Here is a 23,943-nt window from a genome sequence, read left to right on the forward strand (position 1 = left end):
TTATGGCTCAAATGAAATCAAAAGCGGTATTGATCTTATACATTGTTTGCTTCAGCGCATTTTTTGCATCTTTAAGCCAAAACATTTATTCACCTATAATCCCGATCATTAAAGAATCGTTCCATGTTTCTGCAGCAATGGTGAATCTGTCAGTCTCCGTCTTTATGATTGTGACAGCGATTATGCAAATTATATTAGGGACCATCATCGATTTTAAAGGCGCGCGGTTTGTCTTGATTGCCGGAATTCTGGCAACGGCAGCAGCCAGCATCGGCTGTGCGGTGACCACTGACTTTACTTTGTTTCTGATATTCAGAATGATACAGGCTGCCGGGTCCGCAGCACTGCCTCTCATTGCTGCCACAACGATCGGACAGCTTTTTACAGGCAGTGAACGCGGGAGTGCGATGGGAACGTATCAAATGCTCCTTTCCGCCGCGCCGGCTGTCGCCCCTGTCCTCGGCGGATTCATAGGCGGAGCAGCCGGATACGAAGGGATCTTCTGGATGCTCACGGCCATCTCTGTCGTTATGCTGGTTGCAAACAGCATGATTTTTCCTAAGGACTCTCCCGCAGGATCTAAGCAGCAAACCAAAGGCAATGTGTTCACTCATTACAAATCAATATTTACAAATCGAACAGGAAACGTCATTTTGGCCTTAAGTTTTGTCCTCTTTTTCATTTATTTTGCGGTGATCGTCTACCTCCCGATATTACTGACGGAGCATTATCATATTGAAGTGAGCATAGCAGGATTGTTATATTTGCCACTGGCGCTAAGCACGATCGCAGGTACGTTTTTGTTTAAAAGAATACAGGCAAAAATCTCGCTGAACACATTGTTTATCGGCAGCAATGCGGTCGCGGCCTGCAGTATCATGTTGTTCGCCGTTACACATTCCGTTTCTCTCGTTCTCATGGCTCTTACACTGGCACTGTTTGGCATCTCGATGGGGGTCATTCCTCCCTTGTACTCCACAATGATCACCAATGAATTTGAACACAACAGAGGGAGTGCAATCGGAATTTTCAACTTTATCAGATACACAGGCATGGCGGCAGGTCCGATGATATCTGCCTATCTGCTCACCATGATGCCGTCTGCCATGTCCTTTGGCTTCTTAGGCCTTGTATTTGCCGCATTGGGCTTTTGCCTTCTGCCTCAAATGTATCCGCCGCAGAAGCGCGTTAAACAAAAAAAACACCACATGTAAAAAAAGCTGCCTTCTGTATGGCAGCTTTTTTATTTCTTTCGCAGCGGCTCTAAAATGCCTTTTTGAATCAGCAAATGGAACACCGACAGGATGACGGATGCCCATATCGCTGTGCCAAAGCCGTCAATTTGAAAACTGTCACCCATAATGGACGCGGTCATCATCAGCGTGATGGCGTTAATCACAAACAAGAAGAGACCAAGCGTCACCATCGTGACTGGCAGTGTAAAGATAATCAAAAGCGGTTTAATCAGCACGTTTAAGATTGATAAAATGAGGCTGGCGATAATCGCTGCCCCGATGCTGCTGATATGGATGGAGTCAATGTATCCATCGATAACGATTAATAACAATGCATTTACCAAAATGCTGACTGCCCATTTTACCATGTCATTTCATATCCCTTTCTGACGGGACGATAAAAATCCAAATGATATAAATAAGCAAAACAGGGATAACACTTGTCATAACAGCTAAAATGACAGTTATGACTCTGAGGAGCGATGCGTCCCAGTTGAAATATTCCGCAAGACCGCCGATGACGCCGGCCATTTTCTTGTTTTTTTCTGAACGATAAAGCCTATTCATTCGATCACCTCTGTGAGTACTTTAGTTTGATGGCGCCTGTTAATGATTCTGAGAAGACGGTGATGTTTTGATCATGTGCCTGATTTGAAGTGAACATCATTTCTTTTTGAATGGTATCATTTTTTTCTTTCAGCATCTCAACATCCATTAATTCATGGGACAGCGAACCCAGATTGCTTTTGAGTTCCGCCTTCACTGCAAGATCGTCCGGAATCGCAAGCTCTACATTTCCAGTCGTCGTTTTGGTATAAATGGAGCGGCAGTCCGATTCTGTTACGTTAATTGCAATATTTCCGTTAAAGCTTTGAACGTCAATGGATTCGCTTCTCCCGCGGAGATCAATCAATCCGTTAATGGTTTCCGCTTCTATCGTGCCGCAGCTGTGGCCGGCAAGCTTAATTTGCCCGTTAGCTGTTTCAGCTATGGCTTTTTCAGCTGTTAAATGCGAGAACGACAGCACGCCGTTTGTCGTTTTCGCCGAGAACTCTTTTACATGTAAATGTTCCCCTCTGACCGGGCCATTAAACAGCTTCACCCGAATCTTATCATACTCCTTCTGGGGAATATACAAAGTCACATTCGTTTTCATCGTTTTCTTCTCAGTACGGATAAAAAACTTATTTCCTTTGATTTCACATTCAATATGCTGAAGAAATGCATGTCTCGCCGCATCCTGGCTGTCAGCGCGATATACCTTCGCCTGGCATTCCGCTCTGATATCCTCGTCTTCCCATGGGACGATATTCACACTGCCGTTGGCGATCTGAAGTTCGACACTTGAAAAGTCAGTATCTTTAAATTGAAAGATGTGCTGAACATCATACGCATGGCCAAAGTTCAAATCAAGGTCAACTTCCTTGACCTTTTTTACAGCAGAATCAATCCAGTCAAACAGCTTGGCTCCTAAAGACGGCTTACTGCTTTCTTTTTTTGCTGCTGAAAACGGCTCTTCCTCGTCATGTACATGAACTGAGAGCGCTGTGATTTTTTCTTCCTTTTCCTTGTAGTCGCTGTCAAGCTTTTCAATCAGTGTCAAAGCCTCTTGTGCTGTAAGCTTTCCTTCCTCCACGAGCTTAAGGATTCGTTCCTTTTCTTGCTTCATTGCGATCTCCTCCCCATTGTCTACTTATGCTGCACGCAGTACCTTAATACCCTGAATCACATTCCAAATGATAATGCCGATAACAACTAAGAAATAAATAACCGCTCCCGCTATGATCACAAATACAGGCAGCAGGCTGTCTCCATCAATCGCTACGGCTCCGCCAAGAAAAGCAATAAAAAGGACCAGCCAGCCGACAAAAGGAACAATGTGAGAAATAAGAGAACGTATCGCATGGCGTTTAGTTTCTTTCTCATTTACAACAAAATAAGCGACGATCGGCACAATGATTGGCGCAATGAACACACTAAAATAACAAAGTGATGCAATAATAGCTTGATTACGGTTCAATTCATTCCACACTCCTATTGTAATTGCCCATGACAAAAGATCAGGGACATTTTACTTATTCATACGTTTAAAACCTGTTGAAGGTTTCAAATTCATTCTTTAGACATGCTCCGATTTACGGAAATTGGATTTTAAAAAGTTTTAGAAGTAGAATCTTTCCGCTGTACCGATTACAATATGTAAAAAGCTTACGGCAATCAAGGAGGCTGGACAAGCAATGGAGAAAGATCCCAGTGACTATACAGTAACACAAGAATCGGTGTTAAAGCTGATTCATGAACAAAAAAGAATGAATCGTGAAATGATCGCCGAGCTAGAACAGATTCACGGACCTTTTCCGATCTCTCACGATATTCAATATATAAAAGTGCTGCTCGACAGCAGCAATACGCATATTGTTCAAGATTTAATGAGTGTAAGCAAGCAGCTGTATAAGAAGACTTTGTAATTGCGGAAAAAGTTACATTCATTATAACTGAAACAAAGCTAAAGGTTAGATGACAAGATCTTGCCTTTTTTGTTTTGAGGAAACAAGTGATTTTGGCTGTCACAAAATGATTGTAACAAAAAAAGCCTGCCGGCACATCCAGTTAATGGACTCCTGTCGGCAAGCTGTGACTATCAGAAAGAGATAGCCGTTCAGAAATTAACGTAACAATTGAAGTACGTTTTGAGGCTGTTGGTTCGCTTGAGCAAGCATCGCTTGAGAAGCTTGAGAAAGAATATTGTTCTTTGTGAACTCGCTCATCTCTTTAGCCATGTCAACGTCACGGATACGAGACTCAGCAGCTGTTAAGTTTTCAGAAGAAGCACCAAGGTTGTTGATTGTGTGCTCTAGACGGTTTTGTACCGCACCAAGTTTAGCACGTTGAGCAGATACTTGATTCGTTGCTGCGTCGATAGCTCCAAGTTGATCGTCAAATGAATTAGTTGTGAAATCTGTTACTTTAATATCTTTGATTTTAATAGTGTCTGAACCTATGTCAGCAGCTTTCATGCTCTCAATGTTTACACTTAACTGCTGTCCGCCATTCGCTCCAATTTGGAATGTAAGCTTTTTACCGCTTGCTTCTGAAAAAGAACCGTCTAACAGGTTTTTACCGTTAAATTGCGTACGGTCCGCAATACCTTTACTTCCATCTTGCCCACCGATCTCTTCAATTAAAGAGTCCATTTCGTCTTGGATCGCTTGAAGGTCAGTAGCATCTTGCGTACCTGTGTTTCCTGCTTGAACAGTAAGTTCACGCATACGTTGAAGGATCGCATGAGTTTCAGTTAATGCACCCTCAGCTGTTTGGATAAGAGAGATTCCGTCTTGAGAGTTTTTAGAAGCCATTTCAAGACCTCTGATTTGTCCTCTCATTTTTTCAGAGATCGCAAGACCCGCTGCGTCATCTCCTGCACGGTTAATACGAAGACCTGAAGAAAGTTTCTCCATGTTTTTTGAGCTCGCGTTGTTGTTTGAAGACAAACGGTTTAGTGTGTTAAGCGCTGCGATATTGTGGTTAATTCTCATGTGTAAAATACCTCCATGTGTATATGTTTTTGAAATCAAAGACTTCCTTTTCTTTGATTTCTGGCGACTGCGATTCCAGTAAAGCTTCTAACTTATGTAGACCCTGTTATAAGGATACCTTCAAATCCCTTAATAGGGCTTTTTTGCTCAATATGGAAAACATCATCCGCCCCTCAATTCATATATCGACAGCGCTTTGTAAATGTTTAGGTTTTTTTCCAAAGAAATTTTACCCATTAAAAATTGAAACGATCACACAAATATTATCTTTTTCCGTTATGCCATAAGAAAAGCTTGCCTGCTAAGCCCAAGGATGGACTTGCTGACAAGCTGAACTCTCTCTAAATAGATGGTTTTAAGATGTAGCCGTTTCTTTCGCTTCTAAGAGCGATTTCATGCGTTTTTTGTCACGCTCCATAACAGGCTTCAAATAACGGCCTGTATACGATTCTTCCACTTCAGTGATTTCCTCAGGCGTTCCCGACGCGACAATGGTTCCGCCTCCGGCTCCGCCTTCTGGCCCCAGATCCACAATATAATCTGCCGTCTTAATGATATCTAGATTATGCTCAATGACGAGTACTGTATCTCCATTGTCCACCAAACGCTGAAGCACGACAAGAAGTCTGGCGATATCGTCGACGTGCAAACCTGTCGTCGGTTCATCTAAAATGTAGAGCGTGCGCCCTGTTGACCGTTTGTGCAGCTCCGATGCGAGCTTCACGCGCTGCGCTTCTCCGCCCGACAAGGTCGTTGCCGGCTGGCCGAGCGTAATATAACCTAAACCGACATCATAAAGGGTTTGGAGCTTACGCTTGATTTTTGGGATATTTTCAAAGAAAGAAAGAGCATCTTCAACCGTCATATCAAGCACATCAGAGATGCTTTTTCCTTTGTACGTCACTTCAAGCGTTTCCCGGTTATAGCGTTTGCCGTGGCACACCTCGCACGGAACGTATACGTCAGGAAGGAAGTGCATTTCAATTTTTATAATCCCGTCTCCGCGGCAGGCTTCACATCGCCCGCCCTTCACGTTAAAGCTGAAACGGCCTTTTTTATAGCCGCGTACCTTTGCTTCATTTGTCTGTGCAAATACATCACGAATGTCATCAAACACACCGGTGTATGTCGCAGGATTGGATCTCGGCGTTCTTCCGATTGGCGCCTGGTCAATGTCAATGACTTTGTCTAAATGATCCAAGCCTTTAATTTCTTTGTGGCTGCCGGGCTTCGCTTTCGCTTTATGAAGCTTTTGCGCCAGCGCCTTGTGCAAAATTTCATTAACGAGGGTACTCTTTCCTGATCCGGAAACCCCTGTAACCGCTGTGAACGTTCCAAGCGGGAACTTGGCATTTGCTTTTTTCAGGTTGTTTTCTGCAGCGCCTTTAATCTCAATGTAACGGCCGTCCGGCTTTCTTCTTTCAGGAGGCAATGGGATGAACTTTTTCCCTGATAAATAGCTGCCCGTTAATGAGTTTGGATCTCCCATCACTTCTTCCGGCGTGCCCGCAGATGTCACCTGTCCGCCGTGAATGCCAGCTCCGGGCCCAATATCAATTAAATAATCGGCTGCCATCATCGTGTCCTCATCGTGTTCGACAACAATCAGCGTGTTCCCAAGGTCTCTCATGTTTTTCAGGGCGCTGATCAAGCGGTCGTTATCACGCTGATGCAGGCCGATAGACGGCTCATCTAAAATATAAAGCACACCGGATAAGCGCGAGCCGATTTGCGTCGCCAGCCTGATGCGCTGCGCCTCTCCCCCGGACAATGTTCCCGCGGCCCTGCTCAGTGTCAGGTAATCAAGGCCGACTTTGTCCAGAAAGCTTAAGCGCTCCACAATTTCGCGCAAGATCATATCGGCAATCTTCATATCCTTCTCAGAAAGGGTAAGGCCTTTGAAGAAAGCAAGTGCATTGCCGACAGACAGCTCGGTAATTGTTCCGATGTGGCGTCCGTCAATCAGTACAGCAAGCGCCTCTTTCTTTAACCGATAGCCTTTGCACGTAGGACAAGACTTCTGAGACATATACTGCTCCATTTGTTCACGGATAAAATCAGAGCTTGTCTCCTTATAGCGTCTTTCAATATTGCGCAATACGCCTTCAAATTGAATTTCGCCTTCACGTATTTGCCCAAAGTCATTTTCATAACGGAAATAAATCAAATCATCTCCGCTGCCGTACAGCACTTTATCCAGCTGATGCTTCGGCAGATCTTTTACAGGCACGTCCATATCAATCCCGTAGTGGGTGCAGACCGCCTCAAGCAGCTGCGGATAATATTGTGAGCTGATCGGTGTCCAAGGGGCGACCGCATTCTCCTTCAATGACAAATCTTGATTGGGGATGACGAGATCCGCATCCACTTCAAGCTTCATTCCGAGACCGTCACACGTCGGACACGCTCCGAATGGGCTGTTGAATGAAAACAGCCGCGGCTCAAGTTCGCCGATTGAAAATCCGCAGTGCGGGCAGGCATGATGCTCACTGAACATCAACTCTTCCTCACCGATGACATCAATCATGACCCGTCCTTCACCTAAACGGAGGGCCGTTTCCAATGAATCTGACAGACGGGCTGCCACGCCTTCTTTCACTACAATTCGGTCAATGACAACCTCAATCGAATGCTTTTTATTCTTTTCTAATTCAATATCATCAGAAAGCTCAGCCATTTCGCCGTCAATTCTGACTCTGACATAGCCTTGTTTTCTGATCTGTTCAAGCACCTTGACATGAGCGCCTTTTCGGCCCGAGACAATCGGAGCCAGTACCTGAAGCTTTGTCCGTTCCGGATATTCCAGAATTCTGTCCACCATTTGCTCGATGGTCTGCGATGTAATCTCAATTCCGTGCTCCGGACAATGAGGCTTCCCTACTCTCGCATACAGTAGACGCAGATAATCATAAATCTCAGTTACCGTACCGACAGTAGACCTCGGATTGCGGCTCGTTGTTTTCTGATCAATGCTGATGGCGGGAGACAGCCCCTCAATTGCATCAACATCCGGCTTATCCATTTGCCCTAAAAACTGGCGGGCATAGGCAGACAAAGACTCAACATATCGTCGCTGTCCTTCTGCATATATGGTGTCAAAGGCAAGGGAGGATTTCCCTGATCCGGACAAACCAGTGACAACGACAAGCTGATCTCTCGGAATTGTTACATCTATATTTTTCAGGTTATGCGCCCTGGCTCCCTTCACCTCTATCCGATCCATAGCCATTTGTTCATCATCCTTCCGCTTTTAGCTCTAAAAGTAAATCGCGAAGCTCCGCGGCTCTTTCAAAGTCAAGCGCCTTGGCGGCTTCTTTCATTTCGTGCTCCATCTGTTCAACGACTTTCTGGCGTTCTTTCTTCGTCATTTTCGACAGCTTCGGCGCGGCTTTTGTTTTGTATTCCGCTTTGTCCTCAGCTGCTACTGTGGCACGAATGACATCGCGAATTTCTTTATTTATTGTTTTCGGCGTAATGCCGTGCTCTTCATTAAACCGCTCTTGCTGCTCGCGGCGGCGTTTTGTTTCATTAATCGCAATTTCCATAGACTTCGTTATTTTATCGGCATACATAATGACGCGGCCTTCAGAGTTCCTTGCTGCCCGTCCGATGGTCTGGATAAGCGAACGCTCCGAACGAAGGAAGCCTTCCTTATCCGCATCCAAAATCGCAACGAGGGATACTTCGGGTATATCGAGGCCTTCCCTCAGCAGGTTGATGCCGATAAGCACATCATGCTTGCCGAGGCGCAGGTCGCGGATAATTTCAATCCGTTCAAGCGTCTTAATCTCTGAATGCAGATAGTTTACTTTAATGCCAATTTCCTTTAAATAATCGGTGAGATCCTCTGACATTTTCTTCGTCAAGGTTGTCACGAGCACCCGTTCATCCCGCTCAATTCTTGCTTGAATTTCGCCGATCAAGTCATCAATCTGGCCTTCGATCGGGCGCACATCAATAAGCGGGTCAAGAAGCCCCGTCGGACGGATGATCTGTTCGATCATTTCATCCGTATGCTCAATCTCATACGGCCCTGGCGTTGCTGATACATACACGATATTGTGCATATGCTTTTCAAACTCTTCAAAACGGAGCGGACGGTTATCAAGCGCTGACGGAAGACGGAAGCCGTGATCCACGAGCACCTGTTTCCGCGCCTGGTCTCCATTAAACATGCCGCGCACCTGAGGAATCGTCACATGCGACTCATCTACCACGATCATAAAATCGTCTGGGAAATAATCGAGAAGCGTATACGGCGTTGAACCCGGAGGCCGAAGCGTCAGATGTCTTGAATAGTTCTCAATGCCGGAGCAGAAACCCATTTCCCGCATCATTTCAAGGTCATATCTTGTCCGCTGCTCTAAACGCTGCGCTTCAAGCAGCTTGCCGTTTTCATGCATGACCTTCAGCTGCTCCTCAAGCTCCTTCTCGATATTTTGAATCGCTTTCTCCATTTTCTCGGCCCGCGTTACGAAGTGGGATGCCGGAAAAATCGCGACATGGTCGCGGTCGCCGAGAATTTCTCCTGTCAGGGCGTCCACTTCCCGGATCCGTTCAATTTCATCTCCGAAAAACTCAACTCTTACACAGTGTTCATCACGAGATGCCGGGAAGATTTCCACGACATCTCCGCGCACACGAAATGTACCGCGCTGAAAGTCGATATCATTGCGGGCATATTGGATGTCTACAAGCTTTCTGAGCAGCTCGTTGCGCTCGATTTCCATTTCAGGCCGCAGTGACACGACCATTTCCCGGTATTCTTCAGGCGAACCGAGGCCATATATACAAGACACACTCGCGATGATAATGACATCTCTCCGCTCAAACAAAGAAGATGTAGCGGAGTGTCTCAGTTTATCAATTTCATCATTAATACTTGCGTCTTTCTCTATAAACGTATCCGTTTGAGGCACATACGCCTCCGGCTGATAATAATCATAGTAGCTGACAAAATACTCGACAGCGTTGTTCGGAAAAAATTCCTTGAACTCACTGTAAAGCTGTCCGGCGAGGGTTTTGTTATGGGCTATCACGAGAGTCGGCTTATTGACTTCTTTAATCAAATTGGACACCGTAAATGTTTTGCCCGTTCCTGTCGCACCCAGCAGAGTCTGATGCTTCTTGCCCTCCTGAATTCCTTTTACAAGTTTTTCAATGGCTTTCGGCTGATCTCCCTGGGGCTGATATTTCGAGACTAACTCAAAGCGATCTTTCACAAAATAAGCCTCCGTTTCTTTAACGAAATCTTCCTATAGATATAGTAACACAATGGAATGCAAAATCACTAAAAATACGAACTAAAGTTCGGTGGTTTTTTATTTCCAGCTGTTTTCATGTATAAAAAACCTGCTTTTAAAACGTAAAAGCAGGAATTCAGTCGTTATATTCATTATGTCCGATTTTATTCTTCTTTTTTCTCAGCAGCTTTTTTGGCCATATACAGTCCGCCAGCCACAAGAGATACAACATCCAATCCTACAATAAAATACGTTTCTGTATAGCCTTTCAAATAAGAGGCAAACAGCAATGCAGCTGTTAGAGCGATCGCCACATAATGATTAAAGGTGACTCTTGTAAAAAGAACAACGAGCATAAAAGGGAAAAACAATGCAAAAACGGCTTTTGTAATCAACAAAAACCCTCCTCAAGGATTCTTCATCTGATCTGATTATAGTAAAAAATGAAGAATCGGACAATCGTGCAATCGTTCCCTCTTTCTACACCATACCCTTTTTCAGCCTAAATCAATCATCATATCTGCACTTTGGTCCCGGCCAAGAGAAACATCAATAGATCTAACAATGATAATTAATAGAATGGAATGATTTACAAGATAAACAAGCAGAGTTATATTATGGTTGTAAGAACTGGTCAGTTTAAAACAAAAATAGACAGGGAGTGACAAATATGAAGTTCAAGTTCGTTACATATGTTTCAACAGCAGCTGTACTATCCGGTCTCCTTATGGCAACACAACCCGCTTCTGCAATCACGGGTTTAGCTGATAATAAAAGTTCAGCACTTGAAGTTCTTCCGGATAATCATTATAGATGGAAGCTCCAGACGGCTGCCGATGAAGATTGGTTCCTTTGGAAAAACAAAACGGCTGACGAGCATGATGTGTCCGCTTCGTTTACTTCTCCAAGCGGAAAAAACTACGATTTTGAAGTACAATATGTGACCCCCGAGAAGACAATCGTTATCAAGGCTGAAGATCATGGCCAAGGTGGAACGGACTCCATTCACCTCACCTCGATTAAGCCCGAAGAAAGTGTGTACATGAGGCTGAAATCCCATGATGGTGACTACAGCACAACAAGCAACTATGATTTCACTTATTCTATAAAGTAAGAACATATATTAATTTACATGAGTGCCGCTGATCCAATCAGCGGCACTTTTTTATGAATGCATGCCCGCCGCCAGATTAAAAGAATAAAAGAAAATAGGCATACAGCACCAGTTCAACTGCATTTTTCATGATAATATAACTAACTTAACTATTCATTTAATTTAGGACTTTCTGAGTTTGACAGCATTTTCCTGAAAACCTACAATTGAACGATAGTGTTCACTATCATTTTTTGAACACAGGCTCCGTCATAAAAAACTAGAGAGAAAACAAAATGAAGGAAAGAGGGGTTTCAAATATGTATTCTGTTTTATTTCGCCAAGCAGAAGAGTCCAGCCAGCTGGCTGGAGCAAAAGGCATGAATTTGATCAAACTGACCAAACACGGTCTTCCTGTTCCGGACGGGTTTATTATTCAGACGAATGCACTCGCCCGTTTTATGGAGGACAACCAGATTCATGATACAAGCGAAAGCATTGAGAGCGCGATCATCGCCGGAGCATTTTCAGATGAACTGAAACATGAGCTGACAAATTCCTTTTACAAGCTGAGAGAATCATACCGCTCTGTTGCCGTGCGTTCTTCATCTGCCTCGGAAGATTTAGAAGGCGCTTCATTCGCGGGTCAATATGAAACCTACTTAAATATCAAAACAGAGGAAGAGTTTCTAGCTAAAGTGAAAGAATGCTGGGCCTCATTTTTCTCAGGCCGAGTCAGCAGCTATAAGAAAAAAATGAACAATCAAATCGCAGAGCCGTTAATGGGGGTTGTCGTTCAAGGCCTGATCGATTCTGAAGTATCAGGCGTTATTTTCAGCCGCAATCCTGTTACCCATGATGATAGAGAGCTATTAATCAGCGCCAGCTACGGTTTGGGGGAAGCTGTCGTATCAGGAAGTGTCACCCCAGACACATTTATAGTCAATAAATCTTCGTTTGAGATTCAGAAAGAAATAGGCGCAAAGGAAATTTACATGGAGTCTGCGGCAGAAGGAATTGCTGAAAAAGAAACGAGCGAAGACATGCGCAGCCGTTTTTGCCTTACAGATGAACAAGTGATTGAACTGACTGAAATCACGAAAAAAACCGAGGACCTGTACGGATATCCAGTGGATGTAGAATTCGGAATCGCTGATCATCAAGTATACCTTCTGCAGGCCCGCCCAATTACAACCATTGAATTGGACAAAAAAGCGGCAGAAGAAGAACGCAGCTTCATGATTACAGACGCTGATATGAATGATTTCTGGCTCAACATGGAATCAAATATTGAAGGTCCGGTGAGTCCGTTATTTTCTTCGTTCATCGTACCGGCACTGGAATACGGCTTGAAGAAAAGCATGCAAAAGTTCCCGATTGGCGTAGTTGTTGACGAAGTAAAACTTTATCGCGGGCACATTTATTCCAAAAACCAAGGCGGACAACAGCCACCTTCTGAAGACTGCGGCAAAGAGCTTTTTCCGATATTATCGGAGCGTATGTATGACATCATCAATCACACATACCTCCCGTTTTACAGGAAGCTGGATCAGCTCGCACAAACTGAGCATACCGCAGAAAGCGCACTGGATGCTTTTCAAAAATTAAAAGCCTTTTATCTCACGGCTTATGAGGAGCACTTCAATATCGTTTTCCCGCAAATCCTTCTAACAAACAAACTGCAAGCGATGTATCAGCATATTCAAGGAGAGTCCGAAAACGCTCATTTTTACGAGATGCTAACAGGAAAAATGAACAAATCACTGGAAACAGACCGCTGCCTGTGGCTATTTTCCGTTGAAGTTCGGGAAAACCCGAATCTGCTGGCGATTTTTGAAAACAACAAGCCGGAACAGCTGCAGGAGAAATTGGAACAAACAGATGTGGGCAGACACTTCCTGAAGAACATTCATGAATTTTTACAGGAATACGGGTGGAGATCTGTTAAGAGCCATGACCTGATTGAACAGATCTGGGCAGAAAATCCGTATTTTGCACTGGCCAATATTCAAAATTATGTCCGCAATGGCTATCATTTTGACAACGAATTTCAGAAAACGAGAGAAAAACGAGAGAAATTATACAATGAGTTCTTGGAAAACATAGAAGATCCCGCTTTGCGTAAAGAATTTGACCGTTACTATCAGTGGACGCTGAGCGCTGCAAATATAAAGGATGATCACCACTTTTATATTGACGCCATGCTGGATGCCAAGGCAAGAATCTTTCTGCTGAAGGTAGGTGAACTTCTGGCGGACAGCGGTGTCATTCAGGATCGTGAAGACCTTTGGTTCTTATATGATGATGAAGTGGAAGACGCGCTTCTTCACCCTGTATCCCTGCAAAAAAAGGCTGAAAAACGCAGACAGGTCTTTCACGAATATGAGCTGGCCCAAGCCCCTGCCTATCTCGGCACTCCGACAAAAGAACAGCTCAAAGCTGCTGAAGAAATTGTCGGCGCTGTCATAGAGGATGAAAAAAACACGGAGAATCATATTTTTGGCATTGCGGCATCAAGCGGCATTGCAACAGGTCCGGTTAAAATCATTCGGGACGCCAGTGAATTTTCTCAATTCGCGCCTGGGAATGTCCTCGTTTGCAAAATGACCACTCCGCTATGGACCAGCCTGTTTCAAGACGCCAAAGCGATTATTACAGATACGGGCGGCATTTTGTCTCACGCTGCGATTATTGCTCGCGAATATGGCATTCCCGCCGTTCTCGGCACACGCACAGCAACAGAAAGACTTCAGGACGGAGACATCATCACTGTTGACGGAAGCAGCGGCAAAATCACAGTTGTCAGCCGGGCCTGATGCGTCCTGCCTCTTTCTTATACAAGCGGGGCAGGTGTATACTTGTCCTGCCAGTATATTCGTGAGGTGAAACGTATTGAGACCGACAAACAAGCGAATCCTTGACGCTGCCATGCAGCTGCTCGTCAAAAAAGGATATCGCGCAACGACTACAAAAGAAATCGCAGAAAAAGCAAATGTAAGTGAAGCGACGATTTTCAGGAATTTCAAAAACAAACAGGGACTAGTTGAGGCTTTGCTTTCTCAGCATCCTCCAAACAGAAGCAGCATTTTGGAACAAACAGAAGGCGATTTGTACAAAGACCTGCTTCATATCGGAACCTGTCTCTTGGAGGAGCTCGAACAAAGAAAAGATATGATTAAAATCAGCTTTCGTGAACCAGCCATGTTTCAGGATGTCATCAACCACGTAACTGAATATCCCCAATCTATGAAACAGCTATTGGTTGATTATCTCAAAACGATGGGCGAAAAAGGGGTTATTCAGACAGGAGATGAAGCGGAGCATGCCGACGTGTTCATGTCGATCATTTTCGGTTATTTTATTCACCGTCTCCATTTAGGAAACCGTGTGATTTCAATGCCCCAGGAAAAAATGCTGGAGCATAGCACCGCTCTATTTGTCAAAGGAATTTCTGCTGATTAACTCCTTGGCATAACAAAAAGGAGGATCCCAATGAGCTCAAGAAAAGAATGGGCGCTGATCGTCTCGCTATTATTGGGGGCCATCCTGGTTCCCATTAACTCAACGATGATCGCGGTCGCGCTCTCATCTATATCCCATACGTATAACGAGTCCATCGCAAGCATCACTTGGGTGGTTACCGTTTATTTAATCGTAATGGCAGTCACACAGCCAATTGCCGGAAAACTCGGTGACATGTACGGCAATAAAACAATGTACTTATGGGGCGTCGGCCTTTTTCTTATCGCATCCTTAGGCTGTGCACTCTCACCGAGCCTGGTGCTGTTGATTGTCTTTCGGGCATTGCAGGCTGTCGGCGGCGCACTGCTTACGCCAAACAGCATTGCCATTATCCGTCACGTTGTTTCTGAAAAACGCCTTCCGAAAGTGTTTGGATTTTTCGGACTTGGCGCAGGACTTGGGGCAGCACTCGGACCTTTCATCGGCTCTATGCTGATTGACAGCTTCAGCTGGCATTCAATTTTTTGGGTCAATATCCCGTTTCTCGCCATAACTTTATTTACGGCATTAACGATGTTCCCTCAATATAAAGAAAACAAATCTAACGCGCCGCTGGATATCATCGGCTCTCTCTTGCTTGCAGGCAGTATCGTTTCGATTATCCTGCTGACGAAAAATGAAGCTTCATGGGGCTATGCGGTATACAGTGTATTGATACTTCTTTTTGTCCCGCTTTTTTTCAGAAGAGAAAAGCGTACACAGCACCCAATTATTGACTTTACACTGTTTAAAAGCTCAACCTTTACAAATGCCAATCTATCAGTCTTATTAAGCAATCTGATGATGTATGCCGTCTTATTGATCATGCCGTTATTCATGACGAACCAATTTGGGCTTAATACGTCTAACAGCGGCATGGCGCTTTCTGTATTTTCGATCTTTATGTCGGCCAGCAACTGGGTGGGCGCACAGCTCCATCACAAATGGGGAGCAAAGAAAATCATTTTTCTTTCATTTGCGATGATGGCTGGAGCGAATCTATTATTTTTGTTCTTAAGCAGCTCTCACTCGGTCTTATTCCTGATGATTTCTCTCATCCTGGGAGGGCTCGCATCCGGAGTCGGACTGACCAGCATGCAGGTATCGTCCCTTGCCACAGTAGACCCCGGCATGTCAGGAGTCGCGTCCGGCATTTTCTCGACCTTCCGTTATTTCGGAAGCATCATTTCATCAGCCTTAATCGGCCTGATTTCAGGATATCACACCCTATTTATGATTCTCTTTGCTGTATCCATCATTGGCGTTTTTGTTTCATTGGGCATCAAATCTGATGAAACCGCACGAATGGAAAAAAACTCAGCGTAACACAAAACAGCCCGGCACCACATCTTCTTGCGGTGCCGGGCTGTCTTTTATGATCCGGACAAAGCGGCTGCTTCGTCTTCACGGTCATCCTTTACGAAAAGGATACCCAATTCATGGTGTTCTCCCTCATACGAAGCTCGCTGATCAAAGCGAATTTCTCCATTCAAACCGATAATTTCAAGCTTTACATATGCACGGTTATGCTGGAGTGCTTCATAAAAATCAGATACGTTCTTAACAGGTATGCCATTGACTTTCGTAATGACTTCCCCGATTTTCAATTCCAGGTCCTCAGCTGGCGTATTTGGTATAATACCAAGCACCATTAAGCCCTGATCACGTTTCGAGAAATAAAACGGAGCCGCGTTATCATTCACCCTTTGCTTAATGGATAGAAAAATACGTCCTAATACAGCCACACAGACGGCTGCACCCGCAAGCGGCGTCCACAGTAAGCTTGCTGCACCGAGAGCTGTGACGACAAGGCCGAGAATACAAACGCGTTTCGCTGTGATCCTTATGCTCGTTTCAGGCAGCGATCCCTGCACCCTTTGCCCGAATCCGACAAAGTAAGGAATCCATAGAAAATGAAATGACCCGCCGGGAACAGTAAACACAGGCCACCAGCTGAAGTGCGATTCTAATCCATTACCGGGTACGAGAAGGAACAGCGGCAAAAGCCATATCCGGTTTGCCAGCTGCTGGCCGATCGGCAAACCGCGGCTGCTCACGACAAGTGCCGGCGATGTTCTTACATGTGCAGAGCGATAAGCAACCGCTCCTTCAATGATAATCAGCAAGCCTAAAAACACAGCCATAGCCGGCCAAACGACTGCAAATCCTTGCGGGAATCTCTCCAGGAAGGGTTCCGCCTGACTCATTTGCAGCCCAAAACCTATCAGCATACTCACACTGACGATATATGCAGCAGACATCCAGTTTGCGCGAAGAGTGAGCGCTGCCGCTGCAGTGATAACGGCAATAATCGAAAGTATACCGAGAGGAATCGAGATCCCGAGTACGCCTACAACAACTGACAAAAGGAGACCAGGGATCAGTCCCTTAGTATAAGTAAATTTCAGTTCATCATAAATATCTGCTATTCTTGTATGAAAGGTTTTTCGTTCCCGTTTGATTCTTACATAGCCAAAAGCCAGGCTTATGATGATAAAAAACCAGAAAAGCGGGTGTAAGAAGAACAGGCCCGCACCTTTTAACAGTTCAATTCCCCATTGAACAGACACTATCTTTCACCGCCTCAAGCCAAACATGTTACTCATATTCTATCAAATATTAAATGGCTTGGATATCCTCAGGAGGGTTTATCTCTCTTGCGTCATCCACAGCGTGACATTCGATAGTGAAAAATCCTTTAAATAATGGTTTACATCCACATCCAATAGCCCGCTGATCAGATGCATCGACCTTTTTATATCTGTCAGATTGATTCCTAATCGCTTATGGTTTTTCATTAAGTAATTAAAATAATGTTTGGCACATTCTTCATTGATGTCATTTACTGATTCGACATTGGTGTAATTGACCAAATACCTGCTGAATAGCATAAGAAGACTTAGTGCTTTTGTAGCCGAAAATGTTACGTCTTGTGTTCTGTCTTTTAATTGTTCCACTAATTCATAATATTTTTTTTCACGCACAATACTTGCCCTCTTCAATTGTGAACCCCCATTTTCTTTATACAGATAAGCACGGGCCAGTATAAGCAGCAGTACTGGAGTGCTAACAAGCATTCTCGCTAACGTTACTCTTTAAATACCTGTCGTTCAGCTGCCATAAACCTGATTACTGTTCTTTTTAGAACCTTCTTATATTGTATGAAGTAAACAAAGACTAGGCAACTTGCAAAAGTTTCATTTTAAATGCATATTATCTCGTTAGAAAGTCTCTCTCATATATTGATATCGGGTAATCACAGTCCTTTATAAATGTTTATTTGTGAAAATTTTTTTAATTTCTTGTCAAAAACTCAATTTTTATGTGACTTATGATCCATTTTCTCTTTAAGCATAAAGAAACAGGAGATGGAATACCATCTCCTTTAATTGACAAATAATGATTTCAGCGCTGTTTGAAGCTGCAAGTCATTTTTTTCATCGGATTTTTTCTTTTCTACCTGCTGATTTAATGCCTCTGCAGTGCGAGTGTCGATTACACCCGTTTTATCCAGCTTGTTTTGATCCTGAAAAGCCATAACCGCTTTTTTCATGTCTTTGCTGAAATATCCATCGTTACGTCCAGGATCAAAGCTGAGGCCTTTTAATAATACCTGTGCATGCTTGACGTCTTCATTGTTCATATCCACTTTAAGCGGTTCCTTAAGCTGCAAGGGCCCGGCGAAAAAATAATCAGGCTGCTTAATTGCAATGGTCGGCTCAATTCCTTTCTTATGAATCCAGTTCCCATTCGGCGTCAGCCACTTGTAAAGCGTTAATTTGATGTTGCTGCCGTCTCCCATCGGAACAGCCTGTTGAACCGTTCCCTTACCAAAAGACGTATCGCCTACAACATCATAATGCCCTGCTTCTTTTAATGCACCGGCAAGGATTTCCGATGCGGAGGCACTCCCTTTATCCGTGATCACATTGACAGGATACGCTTTTTTATGGGTCAATGTTGAAAAATACCGTTTTTTATCTCCATTGCGTTCAGCAATCTGAATATACGGCTGATCCTTTGTGACGAAGTGCTTAAGAATTTCTTCCACACTTTGAAGATATCCGCCCGGGTTGCCGCGTACATCTATGACGAGGCCTTCTATTCCTTTTTTCTCAAGATTCCCCAGCGCTTTTGCAAAATCCTCTGCTGTACGCTCAGAAAAAGTAGAGATGGCGATATACCCGACAGAATGCCCCTGTACTTTTTTCTCTGAAGCAAAAACCGTTTCGAGCGGAATCTCAGCTCTCTTGATCCGGAATGACAGCTGCTTCTTCGTCCCAGGCCGCTGAATCTTTATTGAAACGCTGGACCCTTTCTTTCCTCTTATTTTTAACACCGCTTGGTTTAAATCCTTGCCGGCCATCGATTCTCCATTGATGCTGATAATTTCATCATTGGGCTTGAGCCCTGCTTTTTCGGCTGGTGATTGTTTAAATGGAGAAACAATAATAATTTTGCCGTCTTCCATTCCAACCTCAGCCCCGATGCCTTCAAACGAGGAATCAAGAGAATCAGAAAATTGCTTAGCCGTCTGCTTGTCCATATAGACAGAATAAGGATCATTTAGCGTAGACAGCATTCCTTGGATGGCTCCCTCGAGCAGCTTTTCTCTATCAACTTTTTCTACGTACTCATTCGAAATTAACTCATACGCTTTTTCGATTTTGTCCATAGCCTTATGCCGTTCAGAGTCAGCTTGTGCCGTCGCAGGAACAGCTGCAGTCTGGGGCTTATCCATCTCAAGCAGGTTCATTCCCGCATATACACCGGCGCCTCCGAACAGCATGCTCCCCGCTGCGATCACAGCCATTATCTTTTGATTCATCCTTTACTCCTCCTGTATGCCAGACTGTCTTTATCAAAACCTAGAGATAGTATATGTAAAGGATGGAGATTTCATGTAATCATAGAAGAAAAAGAAGGCAAAAGAAAAGCCGCCCCGGAAGCGGGACGGCTTTTTTCTCTTTATACTCGCAGAAACTTGCGGATGGAAGTCAGACTTCCCCATACTCCAATTACTGCGCCGATTGCAACCAGCACTAACGAAACTTGGAATACAAATGGATTATAAGGAAGAAGAGAGACAAATGATCCTTGAACCTTTGGAACGACCCATCCGATGACGTATTGATAAGTGCTCAGCACCAGTGCGATCGGAATCACAGAACCGAATACGCCAAGCAGTAATCCTTCAAGGAAAAACGGCCAGCGGATAAACCAGTTCGTCGCGCCGACAAGCTTCATGATTTCAATTTCTTTTCTTCTTGCGAAAATCGTAATTTTAATGGTGTTGGAAATTAAGAACATCGCCGTAAATACCAAGCCGATAATTAACGCGATTCCGATGTTGCGGGAAACGCCGACCACTTTAAATAAACGGCTGACCTCTTCTTTTCCGTAAGTGACTTTATACACATGATCCATTTTTTCAATCTTTTTGGCCACGTTCGGCGTATCATGCGGATCTGTAGTTTTGACGACAAACGCATCATTAAGCGGGTTCTCCTGATCCTGCATCGTCAGGGATTTTCCGCTGTCACCAAAACTGTCAACCAGCTGGTCAAGCTCTTTTTCTTTTGATGAAAAAGTGACACTCTGAATGCCTTTCAGTTCCTTAATATCGTTCTGCAGCTTGTCCTGTGCCTTCTGATCTGCAGTCAGATCAATCAAAACTTTGATTTCGACTTGTTTTTCAGCATTCGTGGCCATGTTATTCAAATTCAGCATAATCACTAAAAACACGCCGACTAAAATCAGCGTAACGGTTACAGCACTAATGGATGCAAACGTCATCCATGTGTTTCTCCCGAGAGATTTAAAACTCTCACGCAAGTGGCGCCCGAGAATTTTAATCATATGAACCATACTCCCCTCTTGACTCATCACGCACAATGATACCATCTTCGATTGCAATGACACGTTTCTTAATGGTGTTTACGATTTCTTTATTATGTGTCGCCATCACGACTGTTGTCCCGCGGTTATTAATTTCCTCCAGCGTCTTCATGACTTCCCAGGACGTATCCGGATCAAGGTTTCCTGTAGGTTCATCAGCAATGACAACATCAGGATTGTTCACAATTGATCTGGCAATAGATACACGCTGCTGCTCCCCGCCTGAAAGCTGGTCAGGAAATTGTCTCGCTTTATGCTTCAGCTGCACGAGATCAAGCACTTCAAGCACCCGTTTCTTAATGACAGACGGCTGTTCTCCAATCACTTCAAGGGCAAATGCTACATTTTCAAAAACAGTAAGTTTCGGCAGAAGTTTAAAATCCTGGAAGACAACGCCTATTTTACGGCGCACAAAAGGAATCTCTTTTTCTTTAATTGTAGCGAGATCTTTATGATTAAGTAAAATTTGTCCTTTTGTCGGCTTTTCTTCTCTGTATATCATTTTAATAAAAGTAGACTTACCCGCTCCGCTCGGACCGACAACATAAACAAACTCGCCGGGATGAATGGCAACAGAAATCCCATTAAGCGCTTTTACGCCGTTCGGATAGGCTTTGTATACTTCTTTCATCTCTATCATGAAATCACCTAATCTTTTATATCATTTTATGTATCACACGGTCATACTCTTCGAATGCATTCGACAATTTATGACCCACTCATTTGTTAAAAGATGAAAAATCTGAAAGTTTCATTTTTCAATACACTTCATTATACGTCAAATTTAGACATAATACTATTACAGTTTCTTTTCATTCATATTGTCATGGCATAAAAAAATCCTTGCCTGCACTGCGGCAAAGATTTTCTCATCTTACTTTTTGTCTGACAGCCATTTGGCAATAACGGCGGCTTCCTTATCATCTACAAGCCCCTTCGGCATATTGCCGCGGCCGTTTTTAATAATGCTTTCAATTTTGTCTTCGTCGTATTTGCCTCCGACCTCTTGAAGATTAGGCCCTGACACACCTTCTAAATCCTTGCCGTGGCAGCCTACGCAGCTTTGCTGATATAATTCTTCCCCTTCAGATGCAGAGGCTTCAGTCTTGCTGCCTGTATCTGTCTTCTCTTCTTTTGCATCATTTGAACCGCAGGCAGCCAACAGAACAGAAAGCGTAAATACAAGCATTAGTATCGATAACTTTGATTTCATGTTGAGAAGCACAACTCCTTTACGATCTCTTCCATATTATAACCTCGTTTAAGCACGTTTGAAACCCTCGCCCAGCACCTCACTTGCATCCGCCACAATCACAAAAGCTGACTCATCAATCTGTTTGACGATTTGTTTCAATTTGGTGAATTCAGTTTGCCCAACCACGCACATTAAAATTGGGCGGTCATCGTCAGTATATCCGCCGACCGCGGAAATTTTCGTCACGCCTCTGTCAATCTTCTGCAAAACGGCCTCCTTGACAGCCTGCTCCTGCTTTGTAATAATGAGCGCCATTTTTGAACGATTGAAGCCGACTTGAACGACATCAATGGTTTTGCTGGACACAAAGACGCCAAGCATGGCATATAAGCCTTGCTCAATATTAAATACGATCATAGCCGTAACGACAATCAATCCGTCAATGATTGCGAGACACGTCCCCAGCGACAGACCGGAGTACTTATGAATGATCTGTGCAGCCAAGGCCGTTCCTCCCGTCGAGCCTTTCCCTAAGTACACAATGCCAATTCCCACACCAATGCCGACACCGCCAAAAATCGCTGCAAGGAGCTCATGATGGGTGGCGGGCTGAATATCCCTTGTCAAAAACACAACAAGGGGCAAAAAAACAGAACCCGCAAGCGTCTTAAGCCCAAATTTACCGCCGAGCAAAATGACACCGGCAATAAATAAAGGAATATTAATAATCCACTGTACAAACGCTGCTTCAAAACCATATGACTGCAAAATCGTACTGATTCCGCTGACACCGCCGGCTGCAATCTTGTTTGGAAGCAAAAATACATTAAAGGACACGGCTGTAATCGCTGCTCCTATTAATATGTATACATAATCCCGCAAAACCCGAAGTGTTTGATTCCGTACATCCATCATATATCCTCCGTTTCTTCCAATGCTCTCCGATAGCATTTTAATCCTTCCCTGATTAGATGTAAATAACACCCAAACACAGTGGTAATATGCTAAAGCAGCAGTGAAATCAAGGATATGAAGGAATTAAAAAACACACCTGTATACATCAGGTGTGTTTTCTGCTTATGAAAGCTTAGAACGCAGGTAGGCATCAATAAATGTATCAATGTCTCCGTCCATTACCGCTTGAACGTTACCCATTTCTGTATTGGTCCGATGGTCTTTTACCATGGAATACGGATGGAATACGTAAGAACGGATTTGGCTGCCCCAGCCGATTTCTTTTTGTTCACCGCGGATTTCATCCAGCTCTGCCTGCTGTTCTTCAATTCTGCGCTGATACAGCTTGGCCTTCAGCATTTTCATGGCTCTTTCACGGTTTTTAATTTGTGAGCGCTCCGTTTGGCACGTCACAACCACATTCGTCGGTAAGTGAGTAATCCGAACGGCTGAATCCGTCGTATTGACGTGCTGTCCGCCCGCTCCGCTTGCACGGTACGTATCAACTTTAATATCCTCCGTACGGATATCAATATCGATCTCATCGTTAAATTCAGGCATGACTTCACACGATACGAATGATGTATGGCGGCGGCCTGAAGAATCAAACGGGGAAATCCGCACAAGACGATGAACGCCTTTTTCCGCCTTGATATATCCGTAAGCGTTGTGGCCTTTAATCAGCAATGTGACTGACTTAATTCCGGCCTCATCACCTGGAAGGTAATCGAGTGTTTCCACTTTAAAACCGCGGCGCTCAGCCCATCTAGTGTACATTCTGAGAAGCATAGAGCCCCAATCCTGTGACTCTGTACCGCCCGCACCCGGGTGCAGCTCCAAAATTGCGTTGTTTTTATCATACGGTTCACTGAGAAGAAGCTGAAGCTCAAATTCGTTGAACTCCTTAGTTAATGCCTTTAGCTCTTTCTCAAGCTCTAGCTGGAGATCCTGGTCCGGCTCTTCTTTCAGAAGGTCATGAGTCATTTGCAGTTCTTCATGGGATTCATTCAATTTTTTATAGGAATTGACATAATCCTTTAAACCATTTGCTTCATTTATGACCGTTTGGGCTTTCTGCTGATCATTCCAGAATTCCGGATCAGCCATTTGTTCATCTAGCTCAGCAATGCGGGCCTCCTTTGATTCGAGGTCAAAGAGACCCCCTAAAGTCCGCTAAACGAGAAGCCATATTTTCGAGCTCTGCTCTGATTTCTGATAATTCCATTCCATTCACCTCATTAAAAGATCCGCGGGCGCCACAGGCGCCGCGGTCAGTACCCTTGCCTGA

The 23,943-nt window shown here is 44.2% G+C and carries 22 protein-coding genes; 6 read left to right on the forward strand and 16 right to left on the reverse strand.

Going from position 1 to position 23,943, the window contains the following annotated elements; translation table 11 throughout:
- Positions 1–2 precede the first annotated feature (2 nt).
- Positions 3–1,214 (forward strand): MFS transporter, encoded by a 1,212-nt coding sequence (locus BSI_RS19890; protein ID WP_003235415.1) that lies wholly within the window; start codon positions 3–5, stop codon positions 1,212–1,214.
- A gap of 29 nt (positions 1,215–1,243) precedes the next feature.
- On the opposite strand, the gene BSI_RS19885 is transcribed toward BSI_RS19890, so the two are convergent.
- The 4 genes from BSI_RS19885 to yvlA are packed head-to-tail and all read right to left on the reverse strand — an operon-like array spanning position 1,244 to position 3,255.
- Positions 1,244–1,603, reverse strand: a complete 360-nt coding sequence (locus BSI_RS19885) for a phage holin family protein (RefSeq protein WP_003228066.1) — start codon at positions 1,601–1,603, stop codon at positions 1,244–1,246.
- Between the two features lies 1 nt (position 1,604).
- Positions 1,605–1,802 carry a PspC domain-containing protein gene (locus tag BSI_RS19880; RefSeq protein ID WP_003235416.1) on the reverse strand — a complete coding sequence of 66 codons (198 nt, stop codon included), beginning with the start codon at positions 1,800–1,802 and terminating at the stop codon, positions 1,605–1,607.
- Between the two features lie 4 nt (positions 1,803–1,806).
- Positions 1,807–2,904 carry a DUF4097 family beta strand repeat-containing protein gene (locus BSI_RS19875; protein ID WP_003235417.1) on the reverse strand — a complete coding sequence of 366 codons (1,098 nt, stop codon included), beginning with the start codon at positions 2,902–2,904 and terminating at the stop codon, positions 1,807–1,809.
- Positions 2,905–2,928: 24 nt separating this feature from the next.
- Complete coding sequence (yvlA, locus tag BSI_RS19870) at positions 2,929–3,255, reverse strand: protein YvlA (RefSeq protein WP_003235418.1); 327 nt, start codon at positions 3,253–3,255, stop codon at positions 2,929–2,931.
- A gap of 217 nt (positions 3,256–3,472) precedes the next feature.
- On the opposite strand from yvlA, the gene BSI_RS19865 reads away from it, so the two are divergent.
- The gene (locus BSI_RS19865) at positions 3,473–3,703 is read left to right on the forward strand and encodes a hypothetical protein (RefSeq protein WP_003235419.1); all 231 of its coding nucleotides are present in this window, start codon (positions 3,473–3,475) and stop codon (positions 3,701–3,703) included.
- 198 nt (positions 3,704–3,901) lie between these two features.
- Here BSI_RS19865 and hag read toward each other — a convergent pair whose 3' ends face one another.
- The 4 genes from hag to BSI_RS19845 form a co-directional block, all read right to left on the reverse strand.
- Positions 3,902–4,771 carry a flagellin Hag gene (gene hag, locus BSI_RS19860; protein ID WP_003235420.1) on the reverse strand — a complete coding sequence of 290 codons (870 nt, stop codon included), beginning with the start codon at positions 4,769–4,771 and terminating at the stop codon, positions 3,902–3,904.
- Between the two features lie 355 nt (positions 4,772–5,126).
- On the reverse strand, positions 5,127–8,000 hold the full coding sequence (gene uvrA, locus BSI_RS19855) for an excinuclease ABC subunit UvrA (RefSeq protein ID WP_003235421.1): 2,874 nt from the start codon (positions 7,998–8,000) through the stop codon (positions 5,127–5,129).
- Positions 8,001–8,007: 7 nt separating this feature from the next.
- The gene (uvrB, locus tag BSI_RS19850; protein ID WP_003235422.1) at positions 8,008–9,993 is read right to left on the reverse strand and encodes an excinuclease ABC subunit UvrB; all 1,986 of its coding nucleotides are present in this window, start codon (positions 9,991–9,993) and stop codon (positions 8,008–8,010) included.
- 185 nt (positions 9,994–10,178) lie between these two features.
- Positions 10,179–10,409: a CsbA family protein gene (locus BSI_RS19845; protein WP_003228053.1), complete on the reverse strand. Its 231-nt coding sequence runs from the start codon at positions 10,407–10,409 to the stop codon at positions 10,179–10,181.
- A 275-nt stretch (positions 10,410–10,684) separates the two neighbouring features.
- On the opposite strand from BSI_RS19845, the gene BSI_RS19840 reads away from it, so the two are divergent.
- The 4 genes from BSI_RS19840 to BSI_RS19825 all read left to right on the forward strand — a co-directional run bounded on the left by BSI_RS19840 (position 10,685) and on the right by BSI_RS19825 (position 15,934).
- Positions 10,685–11,128: a hypothetical protein gene (locus BSI_RS19840; RefSeq protein ID WP_003235424.1), complete on the forward strand. Its 444-nt coding sequence runs from the start codon at positions 10,685–10,687 to the stop codon at positions 11,126–11,128.
- 299 nt (positions 11,129–11,427) lie between these two features.
- Complete coding sequence (locus BSI_RS19835; protein WP_003235425.1) at positions 11,428–13,923, forward strand: PEP/pyruvate-binding domain-containing protein; 2,496 nt, start codon at positions 11,428–11,430, stop codon at positions 13,921–13,923.
- 76 nt (positions 13,924–13,999) lie between these two features.
- The gene (locus BSI_RS19830) at positions 14,000–14,569 is read left to right on the forward strand and encodes a TetR/AcrR family transcriptional regulator (RefSeq protein WP_003235426.1); all 570 of its coding nucleotides are present in this window, start codon (positions 14,000–14,002) and stop codon (positions 14,567–14,569) included.
- Between the two features lie 30 nt (positions 14,570–14,599).
- Complete coding sequence (locus BSI_RS19825; RefSeq protein WP_003235427.1) at positions 14,600–15,934, forward strand: MFS transporter; 1,335 nt, start codon at positions 14,600–14,602, stop codon at positions 15,932–15,934.
- Positions 15,935–15,981: 47 nt separating this feature from the next.
- Here BSI_RS19825 and minJ read toward each other — a convergent pair whose 3' ends face one another.
- The 8 genes from minJ to prfB form a co-directional block, all read right to left on the reverse strand.
- Complete coding sequence (minJ, locus tag BSI_RS19820) at positions 15,982–17,178, reverse strand: cell division topological determinant MinJ (protein WP_003235428.1); 1,197 nt, start codon at positions 17,176–17,178, stop codon at positions 15,982–15,984.
- 78 nt (positions 17,179–17,256) lie between these two features.
- Positions 17,257–17,610: a swarming motility protein SwrAA gene (gene swrA, locus BSI_RS19815; protein WP_015251121.1), complete on the reverse strand. Its 354-nt coding sequence runs from the start codon at positions 17,608–17,610 to the stop codon at positions 17,257–17,259.
- A 383-nt stretch (positions 17,611–17,993) separates the two neighbouring features.
- The gene (gene ctpB, locus BSI_RS19810; protein WP_003235429.1) at positions 17,994–19,436 is read right to left on the reverse strand and encodes a carboxy-terminal processing protease CtpB; all 1,443 of its coding nucleotides are present in this window, start codon (positions 19,434–19,436) and stop codon (positions 17,994–17,996) included.
- Between the two features lie 140 nt (positions 19,437–19,576).
- A complete protein-coding gene (gene ftsX, locus BSI_RS19805; RefSeq protein WP_032731804.1) occupies positions 19,577–20,467 on the reverse strand; it encodes a permease-like cell division protein FtsX in 891 nt (296 codons plus the stop codon).
- Positions 20,460–21,146, reverse strand: a complete 687-nt coding sequence (gene ftsE / locus BSI_RS19800; protein WP_003235431.1) for a cell division ATP-binding protein FtsE — start codon at positions 21,144–21,146, stop codon at positions 20,460–20,462. The genes ftsX and ftsE overlap by 8 nt, the downstream gene beginning before the upstream one ends.
- Positions 21,147–21,380: 234 nt before the next feature.
- Positions 21,381–21,719 (reverse strand): cytochrome c551, encoded by a 339-nt coding sequence (cccB, locus tag BSI_RS19795; RefSeq protein ID WP_019259594.1) that lies wholly within the window; start codon positions 21,717–21,719, stop codon positions 21,381–21,383.
- 48 nt (positions 21,720–21,767) lie between these two features.
- On the reverse strand, positions 21,768–22,613 hold the full coding sequence (locus BSI_RS19790; RefSeq protein WP_019259595.1) for a YitT family protein: 846 nt from the start codon (positions 22,611–22,613) through the stop codon (positions 21,768–21,770).
- Positions 22,614–22,778: 165 nt separating this feature from the next.
- Positions 22,779–23,880 (reverse strand): peptide chain release factor 2 gene (gene prfB / locus BSI_RS19785; protein WP_100206186.1). Its coding sequence is split into 2 segments (ribosomal slippage): positions 22,779–23,807 and positions 23,809–23,880, totalling 1,101 coding nucleotides; the frame shifts between segments, so codons are not numbered across the junction.
- Between the last annotated feature and the right edge of the window lie 63 nt (positions 23,881–23,943).

Origin of the sequence: Bacillus inaquosorum KCTC 13429 (assembly GCF_000332645.1) — a bacterium.
GTDB lineage: Bacteria > Bacillota > Bacilli > Bacillales > Bacillaceae > Bacillus > Bacillus inaquosorum.

What these genes read in the sequence shown, in the direction of transcription:
- BSI_RS19865 (WP_003235419.1), top strand. Translation starts at nt 3,473, where the DNA reads ATGGAGAAAGATCCCAGTGACTATACAGTAACACAAGAATCGGTGTTA.
- BSI_RS19840 (WP_003235424.1), top strand. Translation starts at nt 10,685, where the DNA reads ATGAAGTTCAAGTTCGTTACATATGTTTCAACAGCAGCTGTACTATCC.
- BSI_RS19790 (WP_019259595.1), bottom strand. Translation starts at nt 22,613, where the DNA reads ATGGATGTACGGAATCAAACACTTCGGGTTTTGCGGGATTATGTATAC.
- ftsX (WP_032731804.1), bottom strand. Translation starts at nt 20,467, where the DNA reads ATGATTAAAATTCTCGGGCGCCACTTGCGTGAGAGTTTTAAATCTCTC.
- cccB (WP_019259594.1), bottom strand. Translation starts at nt 21,719, where the DNA reads ATGAAATCAAAGTTATCGATACTAATGCTTGTATTTACGCTTTCTGTT.
- BSI_RS19885 (WP_003228066.1), bottom strand. Translation starts at nt 1,603, where the DNA reads ATGGTAAAATGGGCAGTCAGCATTTTGGTAAATGCATTGTTATTAATC.
- BSI_RS19880 (WP_003235416.1), bottom strand. Translation starts at nt 1,802, where the DNA reads ATGAATAGGCTTTATCGTTCAGAAAAAAACAAGAAAATGGCCGGCGTC.
- uvrA (WP_003235421.1), bottom strand. Translation starts at nt 8,000, where the DNA reads ATGGCTATGGATCGGATAGAGGTGAAGGGAGCCAGGGCGCATAACCTG.
- ftsE (WP_003235431.1), bottom strand. Translation starts at nt 21,146, where the DNA reads ATGATAGAGATGAAAGAAGTATACAAAGCCTATCCGAACGGCGTAAAA.
- ctpB (WP_003235429.1), bottom strand. Translation starts at nt 19,436, where the DNA reads ATGAATCAAAAGATAATGGCTGTGATCGCAGCGGGGAGCATGCTGTTC.
- BSI_RS19875 (WP_003235417.1), bottom strand. Translation starts at nt 2,904, where the DNA reads ATGAAGCAAGAAAAGGAACGAATCCTTAAGCTCGTGGAGGAAGGAAAG.
- BSI_RS19835 (WP_003235425.1), top strand. Translation starts at nt 11,428, where the DNA reads ATGTATTCTGTTTTATTTCGCCAAGCAGAAGAGTCCAGCCAGCTGGCT.
- BSI_RS19825 (WP_003235427.1), top strand. Translation starts at nt 14,600, where the DNA reads ATGAGCTCAAGAAAAGAATGGGCGCTGATCGTCTCGCTATTATTGGGG.
- BSI_RS19890 (WP_003235415.1), top strand. Translation starts at nt 3, where the DNA reads ATGGCTCAAATGAAATCAAAAGCGGTATTGATCTTATACATTGTTTGC.
- hag (WP_003235420.1), bottom strand. Translation starts at nt 4,771, where the DNA reads ATGAGAATTAACCACAATATCGCAGCGCTTAACACACTAAACCGTTTG.